General features: G+C 71.7%; 11 protein-coding genes. 7 read left to right on the forward strand and 4 right to left on the reverse strand.

The features are described 5' to 3' along the window. The first annotated feature begins 374 nt into the window (after positions 1-374). Entirely contained in the window at positions 375-794 is a 420-nt protein-coding gene (locus tag MED01_RS17005) for a protein-tyrosine phosphatase family protein (RefSeq protein ID WP_238669553.1), read from the forward strand. Between the two features lie 293 nt (positions 795-1087). Here the strand turns inward: MED01_RS17005 and MED01_RS17010 are convergent, their stop codons facing one another. Beyond that, entirely contained in the window at positions 1088-3382 is a 2295-nt protein-coding gene (locus MED01_RS17010) for an ATP-binding cassette domain-containing protein (protein WP_238669554.1), read from the reverse strand. Between the two features lie 166 nt (positions 3383-3548). Here MED01_RS17010 and MED01_RS17015 point away from each other — a divergent pair, with 166 nt between their 5' ends. The 3 genes from MED01_RS17015 to MED01_RS17025 all read left to right on the forward strand — a co-directional run bounded on the left by MED01_RS17015 (position 3549) and on the right by MED01_RS17025 (position 6452). Continuing rightward, positions 3549-4277: a MerR family transcriptional regulator gene (locus MED01_RS17015; protein WP_238669555.1), complete on the forward strand. Its 729-nt coding sequence runs from the start codon at positions 3549-3551 to the stop codon at positions 4275-4277. Positions 4278-4324: 47 nt separating this feature from the next. After that, positions 4325-5533: a D-alanyl-D-alanine carboxypeptidase family protein gene (locus MED01_RS17020; protein WP_238669556.1), complete on the forward strand. Its 1209-nt coding sequence runs from the start codon at positions 4325-4327 to the stop codon at positions 5531-5533. Positions 5534-5603: 70 nt separating this feature from the next. After that, a complete protein-coding gene (locus MED01_RS17025; protein ID WP_238669557.1) occupies positions 5604-6452 on the forward strand; it encodes a peptidylprolyl isomerase in 849 nt (282 codons plus the stop codon). A gap of 135 nt (positions 6453-6587) precedes the next feature. Here the strand turns inward: MED01_RS17025 and MED01_RS17030 are convergent, their stop codons facing one another. Further along, positions 6588-7625: a LacI family DNA-binding transcriptional regulator gene (locus MED01_RS17030; RefSeq protein WP_238669558.1), complete on the reverse strand. Its 1038-nt coding sequence runs from the start codon at positions 7623-7625 to the stop codon at positions 6588-6590. A 239-nt stretch (positions 7626-7864) separates the two neighbouring features. Between MED01_RS17030 and MED01_RS17035 the strand changes: the two genes are divergently transcribed. Beyond that, positions 7865-8713 carry a M15 family metallopeptidase gene (locus MED01_RS17035; protein WP_238669559.1) on the forward strand — a complete coding sequence of 283 codons (849 nt, stop codon included), beginning with the start codon at positions 7865-7867 and terminating at the stop codon, positions 8711-8713. A gap of 58 nt (positions 8714-8771) precedes the next feature. Next, positions 8772-9278: a DinB family protein gene (locus MED01_RS17040; protein WP_238669560.1), complete on the forward strand. Its 507-nt coding sequence runs from the start codon at positions 8772-8774 to the stop codon at positions 9276-9278. Positions 9279-9284: 6 nt separating this feature from the next. Here the strand turns inward: MED01_RS17040 and MED01_RS17045 are convergent, their stop codons facing one another. After that, positions 9285-10472 (reverse strand): spore photoproduct lyase family protein, encoded by a 1188-nt coding sequence (locus MED01_RS17045; RefSeq protein WP_238669561.1) that lies wholly within the window; start codon positions 10470-10472, stop codon positions 9285-9287. A 156-nt stretch (positions 10473-10628) separates the two neighbouring features. Here MED01_RS17045 and MED01_RS17050 point away from each other — a divergent pair, with 156 nt between their 5' ends. After that, entirely contained in the window at positions 10629-11936 is a 1308-nt protein-coding gene (locus MED01_RS17050) for an RICIN domain-containing protein (protein ID WP_238669562.1), read from the forward strand. On the opposite strand, the gene MED01_RS17055 is transcribed toward MED01_RS17050, so the two are convergent. Then, the gene (locus tag MED01_RS17055; protein ID WP_238669563.1) at positions 11931-12938 is read right to left on the reverse strand and encodes a helix-turn-helix transcriptional regulator; all 1008 of its coding nucleotides are present in this window, start codon (positions 12936-12938) and stop codon (positions 11931-11933) included. The genes MED01_RS17050 and MED01_RS17055 overlap by 6 nt on opposite strands. Positions 12939-13067 lie beyond the last annotated feature (129 nt).

Here is a 13067-nt window from a genome sequence, read left to right on the forward strand (position 1 = left end):
ATACAGCACACACCAGGAACGCCCGCCGACGGAACGGAAACTGTCCAAGATCTCGTGGGTTGCGGCCGCAGCGCGGTGCGAGGGCGAGTGTTCGTGGTCGTGAGGCGACCGGCGGTGCAGCGAGGTGACGCGGGACGGTTCGGCGGAGTGCGGAACAACGCGGGGTGCGGGCTGGTTGTGGACAGTGTCGGTGTGACTCAGTGTCCCCGGGCCTCACCTAATATCGCCTTCGCGGAATACCGTTCGGCTGGAGCCGCGTCGTGCCACTCGCCGAGAGGCGACCTGCACACCGACACCAGCGCCGCCCCCGGCCCACCAGCCGGGGGCGGCGCTGTCTGTGCTCATCCGTCGGAGCGTCGCGGCACAATGTCCGGATGACTGACGCGCAGCCGTGGTCCGAGCAGTCGGGTGTACTCGTACTCCCCAGTGGGGCGACGGTGCGCGGACGCCGCGTCGCTGCCGCGTCCTCGCCCGCCGACTTCGCCGTGCTGTTGGCACCTGGTCCGGAGCCAGTCTGGCCGCACCGGCGGATCCGGTGGCCCGATTTCTGGGTGCCGCTCGACCGCGCCGACGCCCTCGACGCCCTGCGGGAGGCGCTGCGGCGCGCGCACGACGGGGAACGCGTCGAGGTGGCCTGTCGGGGTGGGGTGGGTCGTACCGGAACGGCCCTGGCCGCCCTGACGATCCTCGACGGTCTGCCGGTCGAGCGGGCGGTGCCGTGGGTGCGGGCCGGTTACCACCCGAAGGCGGTGGAAACCCCCTGGCAGCGGCGCTGGCTGCGCCGCGTCACCTGACACCGCCGCCGAATCGCCGCCCGCTCAACCGCCGCCGCCCAACCGCTGCGGCCGGAGCGCCGCCGCCCAACCCGCCGCGACCGAACCGCCGCCGCTCAACCGCCGCCGCTCCACAGCCGCCGCTCAACCGCCGCCGCTCGACCCGCCGCTCAACCCGCCGCGCCCGGAGCGCCGCCGTGCCAGCCACCCGTGACACCGCGTCAGCCGACCGCCGCCGCTGGCACCGCCGGACCGCAGCCACTGGTGCCGGCACCCGTCGCCGCCGTGCTCCGGCCGGTAGCGGGGCGGCGGTGTCAGCTCTGGCCGACCACGGCCGGGTCGTTGACGTACTCGCGGAGGTGCTTGGCGGTGAGGGTGTCGCCGGTGGCGATCAGCTCGGCCGGTGTGCCGGTGAAGACGATCCGGCCACCGTCGTGGCCGGCGCCGGGGCCGAGGTCGATGAGCCAGTCGGCGTGTGCCATGACCGCCTGGTGGTGCTCGATGACGATCACGGTGTTTCCGGCGTCGACCATGCGGTCGAGCAGGGCCAACAGTTGGTCCACGTCGGCCAGGTGCAGGCCTGTGGTCGGTTCGTCGAGGACGTACGTGGTGGTCTTCTCGGCCAGGTGGATGGCGAGCTTGAGTCGTTGCCGCTCCCCGCCGGACAGGGTGGTCAGTGGCTGGCCGAGGCTGAGGTAGCCCAGCCCGACGTCGACCAACCGGCCGAGGATGAGGTGCGCCGCCCCGCTGGGGAAGAACGCGTACGCCTCGGTGACCGACATGGTCAGCACCTCGTGAATGTTCTTGCCGCGCAGCGTGTACGTGAGCACTTCGTCGGTGAAGCGCCGCCCCTCGCATCGTTCGCAGACGCTCGCGACGCCAGCCATCATCGCCAGGTCGGTGTAGATGAGCCCGATTCCCTTGCAGGTCGGGCAGGCGCCCTCGGAGTTGGCGCTGAACAGCGCGGCCTTGACCCCGTTGGCCTTGGCGAAGGCGGTGCGGATCGGGTCGAGCAGCCCGCTGTAGGTGGCCGGGTTGCTGCGTCGTGAGCCACGGATCGGGGACTGGTCGACGATGACGACCCCGGACCGGCCGCGCAGCGACCCGTGGATCAGTGAACTTTTGCCGGAGCCGGCCACGCCGGTGACCACGGTGAGGACCCCGAGCGGGATGTCCACGTCCACGTCGTGCAGGTTGTGCAGGTCGGCTTGGCGGATGGCGAGCTGCCCGGTGGGTTGGCGTACCGCCTCGCGCACTGTCGCCCGGTGGTCCAGGTGCCGCCCGGTGAGCGTGTCGGAGCGGCGCAGGCCGGGGATGTCGCCGGTGAAGCAGATCCGGCCTCCGTCGGTGCCGGCGCCCGGTCCGAGGTCGACCACGTGGTCGGCGATGGCGATGGTCTCCGGTTTGTGTTCCACGACCAGGACTGTGTTGCCCTTGTCGCGCAGCCTCAGCAGCAGGTCGTTCATCCGGGCGATGTCGTGCGGGTGCAGGCCGACTGTGGGTTCGTCGAAGACGTAGGTGACGTCGGAGAGGCTGGAGCCGAGGTGCCGGACCATTTTCACCCGTTGCGCCTCGCCGCCGGAGAGGGTCGCGGACTCGCGGTCCAGGCTGAGGTAGCCCAGACCGATCTCGACCAGGGAGTCCAGCAGGTCGCGGAGGTTGGCGACGAGTGGCGCGGCCCCGGGGTCGTCGACGGTGCTGACGAACGCGGCCAGGTCGCTGATCTGCATGGACGAGCAGTCGGCGATGTTGAGTCCGGCGATCCGTGACGACCGGGCCGGCGCGTTGAGTCGGGTGCCGCCGCAGTCGCCGCAGCTGGTGAAGGTGACCGCCCGGTCGACGAAGGCGCGGATGTGCTGTTGCATCGACTCGCGGTCCTTGGACAGGAGGAGCCGCTTGACCTTGACCGCCAGCCCTTCGTACGTCCAGTTGTTGCCGCCAACCTTGATCTTGGTGGCGGGTTTGTGCAGGAAGTCCTCCCACTGTTGGGGGGTGAAGTCCTGGAGTTTGACGTCCGGGTCGAACAGGCCGGAGCCGACGATGGTCTGCCAGTACCAGGAGTCGACAGCGAAGTTGGGCACTGTGATCGCGCCGTCGTTGAGGGAGCGCTCGACGTCGACCAGTTCGTTGATGTCGAGGTCGGAGACCCGGCCCAGCCCTTCGCAGGTGGGGCACATGCCCTCGGGCAGGTTGAAGCTGAACGCCCCGGCGCCGCCGATGGACGGCTGGCCGAGCCGGCTGTAGAGGATCCGCAGCAGGGCGTACGCGTCGGTGGCGGTGCCGACGGTGGAGCGGGAGTTGACGCCCATCCGCTCCTGGTCGACGACGATGGCCGCGCTGAGGTTGCGCAGCGAGTCGACGTCCGGCCGGTTGAGGTTCGGCATGAACGACTGGAGGAACGCGCTGTAGGTCTCGTTGATCATGCGCTGGGACTCGGCGGCGATGGTGCCGAAGACCAGCGACGACTTGCCCGACCCGGAGACACCTGTGAAGACGGTCAACCGGCGTTTGGGGATGTCGACCGAGACGTCGGCGAGATTGTTCTCCCGTGCCCCGCGTACCTCGATCATGTCGTGGCTGTCGGCGGCGGACCATGCTGGCTGCGACATACGGACCCTTCACAGAATCGTGGCGGGACTTTGCCCCGCCGAGCACTGGCGGGTTCCATTGTCTCATTCATCCCCTCGTAGAGCCTTTCGCCGAGAGTCAAGCGCAGGCTGCGGCACTAGGTCCGGGAAAGTCTCAAATCACGTCGTAAGCGGTACGGTGGCTCGGGTGGACGTCGCCTCGAAGGATCGGCTGCGCGCCGTGGACCTGGCGGCCACCGTCGGGATCTCGGTGCAGCAGGTGCGCAACTACGTCGAGTTGGGCGTGCTGCCGCCGGTGCGCCGCACCGCGAGCGGCTACCGGATCTTCACCACCGAGCACGCCCGGGCGCTGACCGTCGCGCGGCGGTTGGCCGAGGGGCACGGCTGGAGCCGTACCCGGGAGGTCATGGCTGCGGTGCACAGGGGTGACCTGCCGGCGGCCCTGGCGGCGCTCGACGGCGGCCATGCCGAGCTGGACCGGGAGCGCGCCGAGATCCGCAGGGTGCTCGGCGCCTTCGAGACCGTGCTGGCCAGCCCACCGGCAGCCCGGCCCGCGCCGCGCCACGGCGCCCGCATCGGCGAGGTCGCCGCCCTGGTCGGGGTCCGGACCTCGCAGCTGCGGCTGTGGGAGGAGCGCGAGCTGCTGCGGCCGCGTCGCACCCCGGGCACCAACTACCGGGTGTACGACGAGGCGGAGCTACGTGCGGCGCAGGTCATCGCGTTGCTGCGCCGGGGCGCGTACCCGTTCGAGATCATCGCTGCGGTGCTGGGCGAGCTGCGGACCACCGGCAGCGCCCAGCGGGTCCGCGCCGAGCTGGGCCGCCGCGAGCAGGAGCTGCACACCCGCAGCCTGCGCCGGCTGCGGGGCACCGCCGCGCTGCACGACTACCTGCGCGCTCGCGGCGACGCGAGTTGACCGGCATCCCGTCCCGCCGGGCGATCTTCCTGACTAGGGTCGGGCACATGAGAGCTGCGCTGCTGGCGGCCACGACGTCCGCCGTCCTGCTCGCTCCGGTGCCGGTCGGTGCGACGGGAGCGTCCGCCGCGCCGACGGTGCGCTGCCCCCGGGTCCCGGCCCCGGCGACGTCGCGCCCACCTCGGCCCTCGCCCCCGCCCGCCGTCCCCGAGCAACGGATGATCGGCGGCGCGGCGCTGGACACTGCCGGCCTGGTCGTGCCGGCCGGCGTCGCCGCGCCACCCGGGGTCACCGCCACGTCGTGGCTTGTCGCCGACCTGGACAGCGGCCAGGTGCTCGGCGGCTGCGGCCCCCACGAGTACGGCACACCGGCGAGCGTGCAGAAGCTCCTGCTGGCGGCCACGATGCTGCCCAAGCTCGACCCGAAGCAGACGGTCACCGTCACCGACGATGACATGAACATCGAACCCGGCTCCTCGGCCGTGGGCCTGGTCGCGGGCGGCCGGTACACCATCGAGACCATCTGGCTGGGGTTGCTGCTCAACTCCGGCAACGAGGCCGCCAACGCCCTCGCGCGACTCGGCAGCGGGACCGACAGCGCCGCCGGCGTGCGCGCCATGAACGAGCAGGCGCACCACCTCGGCGCGCTCCAGACGCACGCTGTCACCCCGTCCGGGCTGGACGGCAAGGGGCAGTTCACCAGCGCGTACGACCTGGCGCTGATCGCCCGGGCCTGCTTCGCCCAGCCGACCTTCCGCCGGTACGCGCTGACCGAGCAGACGTCGATTCCGCCCCAGCCGGCGCAACGCACCAAGGGCTTCGAGATCCAGAACGAGAACCAGCTCATCTACCGGTACCCGGGGGCTCTCGGCGGCAAGACCGGCTTCACCGACCTGGCCCGGCACACCTACGTGGGGGCGGCGGAACGCGGCGGGCGGCGACTCGTGGTGACGCTGCTGGGCGCCGAATCGGCACCGGTGCGCGGCTGGGAGCAGGGCGCTGCCCTCCTGGACTGGGGCTTCACGCTGCCGCGGGACGCCGCCGTGGGTCGACTGGTCGAGCCCGGCGAGCTGACCGCCACCCCGTCGGCGGTGCCGTCCGCGCTGGCGGCACCCGGCGCGCCCCGACCGGCGGCGGCCAGCGGGCCCGCGCGTACCGGCTCGGAGTGGCTCTGGTCGGTGACCGCGGTGAGCGGCGCGACGGTGGTGGCGTTGTGGGGCGGCCTGCTGTGGCGGCGTCGCCGCCGGATGCCCTGACGGATCGACATCGGGCGCTGCCATCCATAGACTCCGGTCTTTCTGGCACCACCAGTCCAGGAGGATCCCTGTGTCGAGTGAACTCGAACCGCGCCCCGCAGTGGCGGCACCCCGCCGGCCGGTGCGCGCCCTGACCCGCCTCGCGGGGGTGGCAGTGCTCGCCGGGGCGCTGGTCGTCGGCTCGTCCGTCACCGCGCTCGCCGCCCCGGGCCCGTCGGCCGACAGCGTGCGCGTCTCCGCCGCGCCGAGCGCCGCTGCCGACGCCGCCACCCGACCGCCGCGCACCACCCACGGCCCGTGCGCCTACACCGAGACCCCTGACGAACCCGCGGCCCGGCCGGTTCCGCTGCCGCCCGACCCGCGACGCACCCCGGCCCGGGGCAGCGTCCGGGTGACACTGGCGACCAACCACGGGCCCATCGGGTTGACACTGGATCGAGCCGCGGCGCCGTGCACGGTGCAGAGCTTCCTGCACCTGGTGAGCAAGCGGTTCTACGACCGCACCCCGTGCCACCGGCTCACCGGGTACCCGACGCTGAGCGTGCTGCAGTGCGGTGACCCGTCCGGCACCGGTGAGGGCGGCCCTGGCTACCGGTACCGCGACGAGTTGCCGACCAACCTGCCGCCCGCGCCCACCGACCCGACCGGGGAGCGCCGGGTGTACGCCCGTGGCGTCCTCGCGATGGCCAACGCCGGGCCGGACACCAACGGCAGCCAGTTCTTCCTGGTCTACGCCAACTCCGCGCTGCGCCCCAACTACACGATCTTCGGTGAGGTCGACAGTGCCGGCCTGGCCACGCTGGACCGGATCGCCGCCGGGGGAGTGGCGCCGACCGCCGAGGACCCGGCGCCTGTCGACGGGGCGCCCGCCCTGCCGGTGACCATCCGCAAGGCCGTCCGCTGGCACCATCACCACTGACCGTGCGGCGCGGTGGGTGACAGTCGGTCGCTCACCGCGCCGGCCGCGGGTGACCTCCGGTCGGGCACGGCCCTGCCGGAATTTTCGGGAACCGACCGGAACCGGTCCAACCGGTTTCCGACGCAGTTCCGGCCGTCACGCCGAGGCGGGCGACCCGGTCAGCGGGGCGGCGGTGCTGTCCCGGACGACCATCTCGGTCGCGAGTTCCACCCGGGGCGAGTCGATGCCCTCGCCCTGGGCCAGGCGCAGCACGGTCCGGGCCGCCAACCGTCCCATCTCGACCAACGGTTGGCGCACTGTGGTCAGCGGCGGTGAGGCCCAGCGGGCTTCCGGCAGGTCGTCGAACCCGACCACGCTCACGTCGTCCGGCACCCGCAGCCCGCGACGCCGGATGGCCTCGTAGACGCCGAAGGCCATCTGGTCGCTGGAGGCGAAGATGCCGGTCGGCGGGTCGGCGAGGTCGAGCAGCGCGGTCCCGCCAGCGAACCCGGAGGCGTGGTAGAAGTCGCCCGGGTAGATCAGCGCGTCGTCCACCGGCACCCCGGCGGCCTCCAGGCCGGCCCGGTAACCGTCGAGCCGGGCCCTGCTGCACAGCAGGTGCGTCGGCCCGGCCACGAAACCGATACGCCGGTGCCCGATCGCGAGGAGGTGTTCGGTCGCGGCGAGCCCGCCGGCCCAGTTGGTGGCACCGATGGTCGGCACGTCCATGGCCGGCACGCCGGCCGGGTCCACGACCACCACCGGCACGTTGAGGCGACGCAACTGCGCGTGCAGCGGCGGGCTCAGGTGCGAGGTCACGAAGATGACGCCGTCGGTGGCCCGGGTGCGCAGGTTCTGCAACCACTGCCGGGCCGCCGTGGGCTGCCGGTGGATCGCGGAGACCACAGTGCCGACGCCCGCGCCGTGCCCGACATCCTCCACGCCCCGGATGATCTCCACGGCCCAGGGGCTGTCCAGGTCGTTGAAGACCAGGTCGACGAGACCGGCACGGCGAACGCTGCGGCTGGTACGACGCCGGTAGCCGTGGTGGCGCAACAGCTCCTCGACCCGCTCGCGGGTGTCCGGGGCCACATCGGAGCGACCGTTGAGCACCCGTGACACGGTCGGCACCGACACCCCGGCCTCCCGTGCGATCGCGGTGATGGTCACCCTGCGTCCGTCGTCCGCGCCCACCCGCGTCTCCTTCACCGAGCCGGAGGAACGACCACCAGGCGTCGCCCACCGTGTGTCCCGAAACGGCGTGCCCGTTCCACGCGTCATCTTGCCTCACCGATGGGGGTTGACGACATGCCAGGCCGATCGAAGCTTCGCTTGAGTTGCGGAAAAGTTCCGGAGTTTTTCCGGTTACTTTCGGTTGGTGGACCACGTGGATCCTGGGATGGTGACAGTTGTCGGGCTGATAGACAGGACTCGTGCGCTACCGCCTGGCCGTCGTGCTCGCGCTCGCCGCGCTGCTCGGCGGCTGCTCGCGGCCGGAGCCCCGCCCCGCGCCGGCCAGGCCACAGCCGACGTCGGCGAGCCCCACATCCCCACCCGCGCCGACCCCGTCCGCCTCGGTGGCAGCCCCGCTGCCGGGGTTCGTGGTGCTGACCGACCTCGACCCGCGCATCCACGCCGACATCCGATACGCCACACCGCACAACTTCGTCGGCCGGCCGATCACCGGCTACCGCGAGCCGCTGTGCCTGCTCACCCGGCAGGCGGCCGAGGCGTTGCGCCGCGTACAGGACGCCGCGCTGGCCGGTGGGCACAGCCTCAAGGTGTACGACTGCTACCGCCCGCAACCGGCGGTGGACGACTTCGTCGCCTGGTCGAAGCGCCCCGACGAGCAGCAGACAAAGGCGGAGTTCTACCCCGACCTGGCCAAGAACCGGCTCTTCGCCGACGGGTACATCGGCGCTCCCACAGCGCACAGCCGCGGCAGCACCCTGGACCTGACACTGGTCGACGAACCCGCCGCCAGCCAACCTCCGTACCGGGTCGGGCAACCGCTGGTCGCCTGCACCGCGCCGCGCGCCCAGCGGTTCGCCGACAACAGCATCGACATGGGTACGGGCTTCGACTGTTTCGACCCCCGGGCGCACACGGCCGACCCCCGCATCGCCGGGACGGCGCGGGACAACCGTCGCTTGTTGCAGCGGCTGATGACCGACGCCGGGTTCGTCAACTACGACCGCGAGTGGTGGCACTACAGCCTGCGCGACGAGCCGTACCCGGACACGTTCTTCGCCGCCCCGGTCGACCGCTCCTCGGTCGGCTGACCCGCGGCGCGGCGGCCCGGCCCGGCCGGCGCCGAGGCCATCCGGCATGATCGTTTCAATGACCACCGAACGGATCGGCCCCCCGGTTACCGGCGACGAGCGGGAGACGCTGCGCGCGTTCCTCGACTTCCACCGCGCCACGCTGGCCCTCAAGTGCGAGGGTCTCTCCGACGGGGACCTGCGCCGGCAGTCGATGCCGCCCTCCACCCTGTCCCTGCTCGGCCTGGTGCGACACATGGCCGAGGTGGAGCGCGCCTGGTTCCGGCGGGTCATCGACGGCGAGGACATCCCGCTGGTGTGGTCGGAGACCGGCGACTTCCAGCAGGCGTACGATGCCAGATCGGCCACCCGGGCCGAGGCGTTCGACGCCTGGGAGCGTGAGGTCGCGCACGCCCGCCGGATCGAGCGGGCCGCCGCCTCGCTCGACGTGACCGGCCGCAACGCCCGCTCCGGCGAGACCGTGTCACTGCGGCTGGTGATGCTGCACCTGATCCACGAGTACGCCCGACACAACGGCCACGCCGATTTTCTCCGCGAGGGCATCGACGGCGCCGTCGGCGTCTAGCCCGGGTCAGGTCCAGTAGAGGATCCGGCAGGCCGGGACGCGGGCGGTCAGTTCGGTGGTGAACCAGTCGCGCAGCTCGGTCATCTGCTCGCGGGGGTAGACGTACTTCACCGCGCCGAACTTGCCGTGCTTGCGGGTGCGGGACTCCTCGTCCATCTCCAGCCGGGTGCGCGGGTACCAGCCGAGCAGCACCTCCTTGCTGCCCGGCGTGAACCGGTGGGTGATCAGCTCGGCGGTCAGGTCCACATCGGGCACCCCGTCGACCGCCGCGCGGACCTGGTCGAGCAGGTCGCCGTAGTGCTCCCGCCAGTCCGGCAGCGCGATGATCGGCGCGATGGTCAGCCCGACCGGGTAGCCGTCGAGGGCGAGCCGGCGCAGCGCGGCCAGCCGGTCCGGCACCCGCGCGGTGCCGCCCTCGAACCGTTCGCTGACCGGGGCGCAGTTGACGCTGAAGCGGACCCGGGTCCGGCCGGCGTGCGGCAGGCCGACGAAGGTGTCCACGTCGGCGTACTTGGTGGTCCAGCGCAACTGCACGGGGGCGTCCCAGTCGGCGAAGTGCTGCACCGCGCGCCGCCAACTGCCGGTCAGGTGCTCCAGGGCGAGCGGGTCGGTGTAGCAGGACGCCTCGAAGGTGGTGCCCTCGTCGGCGCGCCGCGCGTTGCGGCTGGTCACCGTGCCGCGCCCGGCGTACGCGGCCAACCCGGCGAGGATGTCGTCGAGGTCCGCGTACACCCGGGTCACCGGTGGGCCGGACAGGGATCCGGCGAGGTAGCAGTACTGACAGTGCGCCGGGCAGCCCTCGGCCAGGTCGACCCGCCAGTCGGCGCTGGGCGCGATGGGTTGCAGGACACGCCGCGAGGGTGGGCTCACCACGATCGCCATTGTCGACTTGGCCCGCGCGTAGGTTTCCCGGTCGGTCTGCCCGCGTACCCCGGTGAGCCGGTTGGCGCGCAGGTGTTCCACCTCGATGCCGAGTGCCCGCACCCGTTCGACGATCCGTTGGCCGTGCGGGTGGTCGAGCGCGGCGGGGGTGGCCACCACCCGGCTCGGGGTCCAGCGGCGCGCCGACCGGGTCGGCGGCGCGAGGCCGGCCAGGTCGCGGATCGGCACATGTTCGCCGCTGGCGTCGTGCGGCGCGGCGGGCACGTCCACGGCGAGCGGCTTGTCGACGTCGACGGCGTCCGGGCTGGTCATCCGGCGGGGTACCCGTTGCCGTGGGAATCCCACCCGTTCGGGCGATCGGCGATTGACGCGATCAGGTCAGAGGAATAACCTTTCGTCTATCTGTAAACCTTGTGAACAGATGTACCTCGACGCGGCGGCGCGCGTCCCCACCGAAGGGACGATCAGGTGATCGCAGAACTCTCCTCCCGTACCAGAAGGATCCTGTCGTTGTTCGTCGCCCTGGCCGTCGCCTTGACCGCGGGTGTCGCTGTCAGCGCCTCGCGCAGTGCGCAGGCCGCGCCGACGTTCAAGGTCCTGGCCTTCTACAACGGCACCTGGGACGCCGCGCACATCGACTTCGTCAAGGACGCCCGGGCCTGGTTCCCGCAGGCCGCCGCCCAGTACGGCTTCTCCTGGGAGGCCACAAACAACTGGAGCCTGCTGAACACCGCCAACCTGGCCCAGTACAAGGTCGTCATGTTCCTTGACGACGCGCCGCCCACCGGGCAACGCGCCGCGTTCCAGCAGTACATGCAGAACGGCGGAGCGTGGTTGGGCTTCCACGTCAGCGCGTGGACCGACAACCCGTCGAGCTGGAGCTGGTACTACAACACCTTCCTCGGCACCGGCGCGTTCCAGACGAACACCTGGGGACCCACCCGGGTCACGATGCGCGCCGACAACCGCACCCACGCCGCCACCCGGAACCTCCCGGCGACGTTCCCGTCGTCGATCAGCGAGTGGTACTCCTGGAGCAACGACCTGCGGCAGAACCCCAACATCGACATCCTCGCGTCGGTCGACCCGTCCAGCTTCCCGGTCGGCACGGATCCCAACCAGTCCTGGTACGGCGGCTACTACCCGCTCGTCTGGAGCAACCGGCAGTACAAGATGCTCTACGCCAACTTCGGCCACAACGCGATGAACTACAGCACCAACACCGGGTTGTCGTCGACGTTCGACAGCGCCCAACAGAACCAGCTGCTGATCGACGGGCTGCACTGGCTCGCCGGCGTCGGCACCGTCCCACCGACCACGCCCCCGCCGTCCGACGGCATCTCGCCGACCGCCTGGCACACGGCTGTCAACCGGGCCAGTGGCAAGTGCGTGGACGCCCGCGCCGCCGCCAGCGCGAACGGCACCGCGATCCAGCAGTACGCGTGCAACAGCAGCACCGCCCAGCAGTACCAGTTCGTGCCGACCAGCGGCGGGTACCTACGGGTCAACAACCGCAACAACAGCGCCCAGGTGCTCGACGTGAAGGACCGGTCGACGGCCGACTCGGCGCCGATCCAGCTCTGGTCCTACAGCGGCGGCAACAACCAGCAGTGGCGGGCCGAGCCCGAGGGCGGCGGCTACTACCGCCTGGTCAACCGCTCCAGCGGCAAGTGTCTCGACGTGCCGGGAGCGTCCACGGCGGACAGCGTCCAGCTCATCCAGTACACCTGCAACGGCACCGCGGCGCAGTCGTTCCGGCTGGTGCCGCAGTCATAGCTCCACTGCCACGTCCGCGCCGGGGTGAACAGCGACTCGCCCCGGCGCGGGGGCGGCGGCGCGAGCGAACCGGGCGGCGACGTCCCGGACGACGGTGAGCAGCTCCGGCGGGTCGAGCACGTCGAAGTCGACAGCCAGGGTGCCGAGGAAGGCGGCCAGATTGCCCAGCGACTCGCCGCCGGTGTGCAGCAGGCAGGCCCGCTCGTCGATCGCCTCCAGCAGACCCGCAGTGGTGGGAATCCGTCGCGCCATCGTCTCTGCCGAGGCGTGCAGGCGTACCCGGGCGGGGTGTGGCCAGGCCGTGGAGCCGACGCCGCGCAGCACGTGCGCGACAGCGTCGCCACCCGGCGGCTCCCGCAGCGCGAAGCGCGGGCCGGTCGGCACCCGGGGTCGGATCCGGTCGGCGCGGAACGTCCGCCAGTCGGCCCGGTCGGTGTCCCACCCCAGCAGGTACCACCGCCGCCCGGTGTAGACCAGACGGTACGGCTCGACATCGCGCACGCTGACACTGCCGTCATGCCCGGCGTAGTCGAACCGTAGCCGCTCCCGACGGTGCGCGGCAGTCGAGACGGCGGTCAGAGTGTCCGCGTCAACGGTCGGGCCACCGCCTGCGGCGGAGACCGTCGCCGAGCGCAGGGCGTCCACCCGGTGCCGCAGCCGTGACGGCAACGACTGCTCCAGCTTTGCCAACGCCCGCAGCGAGGTCTCCTCGATGCCGGTCACCGAGCCACCGGCCGCCGCCCGCAGCCCAACGGCCACCGCCACGGCCTCGTCGTCGTCGAGCAGCAGCGGTGGCAGCGCCGACCCGGCACCGAGCCGGTAGCCGCCGGCGACCCCCGGGTGCGACTCGATCTGGTAGCCCAGCACCCGCAGCCGCTCCACGTCAGTGCGTACCGTGCGGGTGGTGACCGCGAGCCGTTCGGCCAGCTCAGCGCCGGACCAGTCCCGGCGCGCCTGCAGGAGAGTCAGCAACCGCAGCAGCCGCACCGAGGTCTCCACCATCCCGGCAAGTCTGCCAGCGACCGCCGACGGGGTGTGGGAGCGCCGGTTATTGGGTTGCCCGACCCGACGACGGCCTGCTGAACTACCCGAAACCGCCACCAACTTCCAGGGAGCAACAATGCGCGCTGC

This window comes from Micromonospora alfalfae (assembly GCF_022230925.1).
Taxonomy (GTDB): Bacteria; Actinomycetota; Actinomycetes; order Mycobacteriales; family Micromonosporaceae; genus Micromonospora; species Micromonospora alfalfae.

Coding starts and splice junctions, on each gene's coding strand:
- MED01_RS17005 (WP_238669553.1), top strand. CDS start 375: ATGACTGACGCGCAGCCGTGGTCCGAGCAGTCGGGTGTACTCGTACTC.
- MED01_RS17010 (WP_238669554.1), bottom strand. CDS start 3,382: ATGTCGCAGCCAGCATGGTCCGCCGCCGACAGCCACGACATGATCGAG.
- MED01_RS17020 (WP_238669556.1), top strand. CDS start 4,325: ATGAGAGCTGCGCTGCTGGCGGCCACGACGTCCGCCGTCCTGCTCGCT.
- MED01_RS17040 (WP_238669560.1), top strand. CDS start 8,772: ATGACCACCGAACGGATCGGCCCCCCGGTTACCGGCGACGAGCGGGAG.
- MED01_RS17045 (WP_238669561.1), bottom strand. CDS start 10,472: ATGACCAGCCCGGACGCCGTCGACGTCGACAAGCCGCTCGCCGTGGAC.
- MED01_RS17055 (WP_238669563.1), bottom strand. CDS start 12,938: ATGGTGGAGACCTCGGTGCGGCTGCTGCGGTTGCTGACTCTCCTGCAG.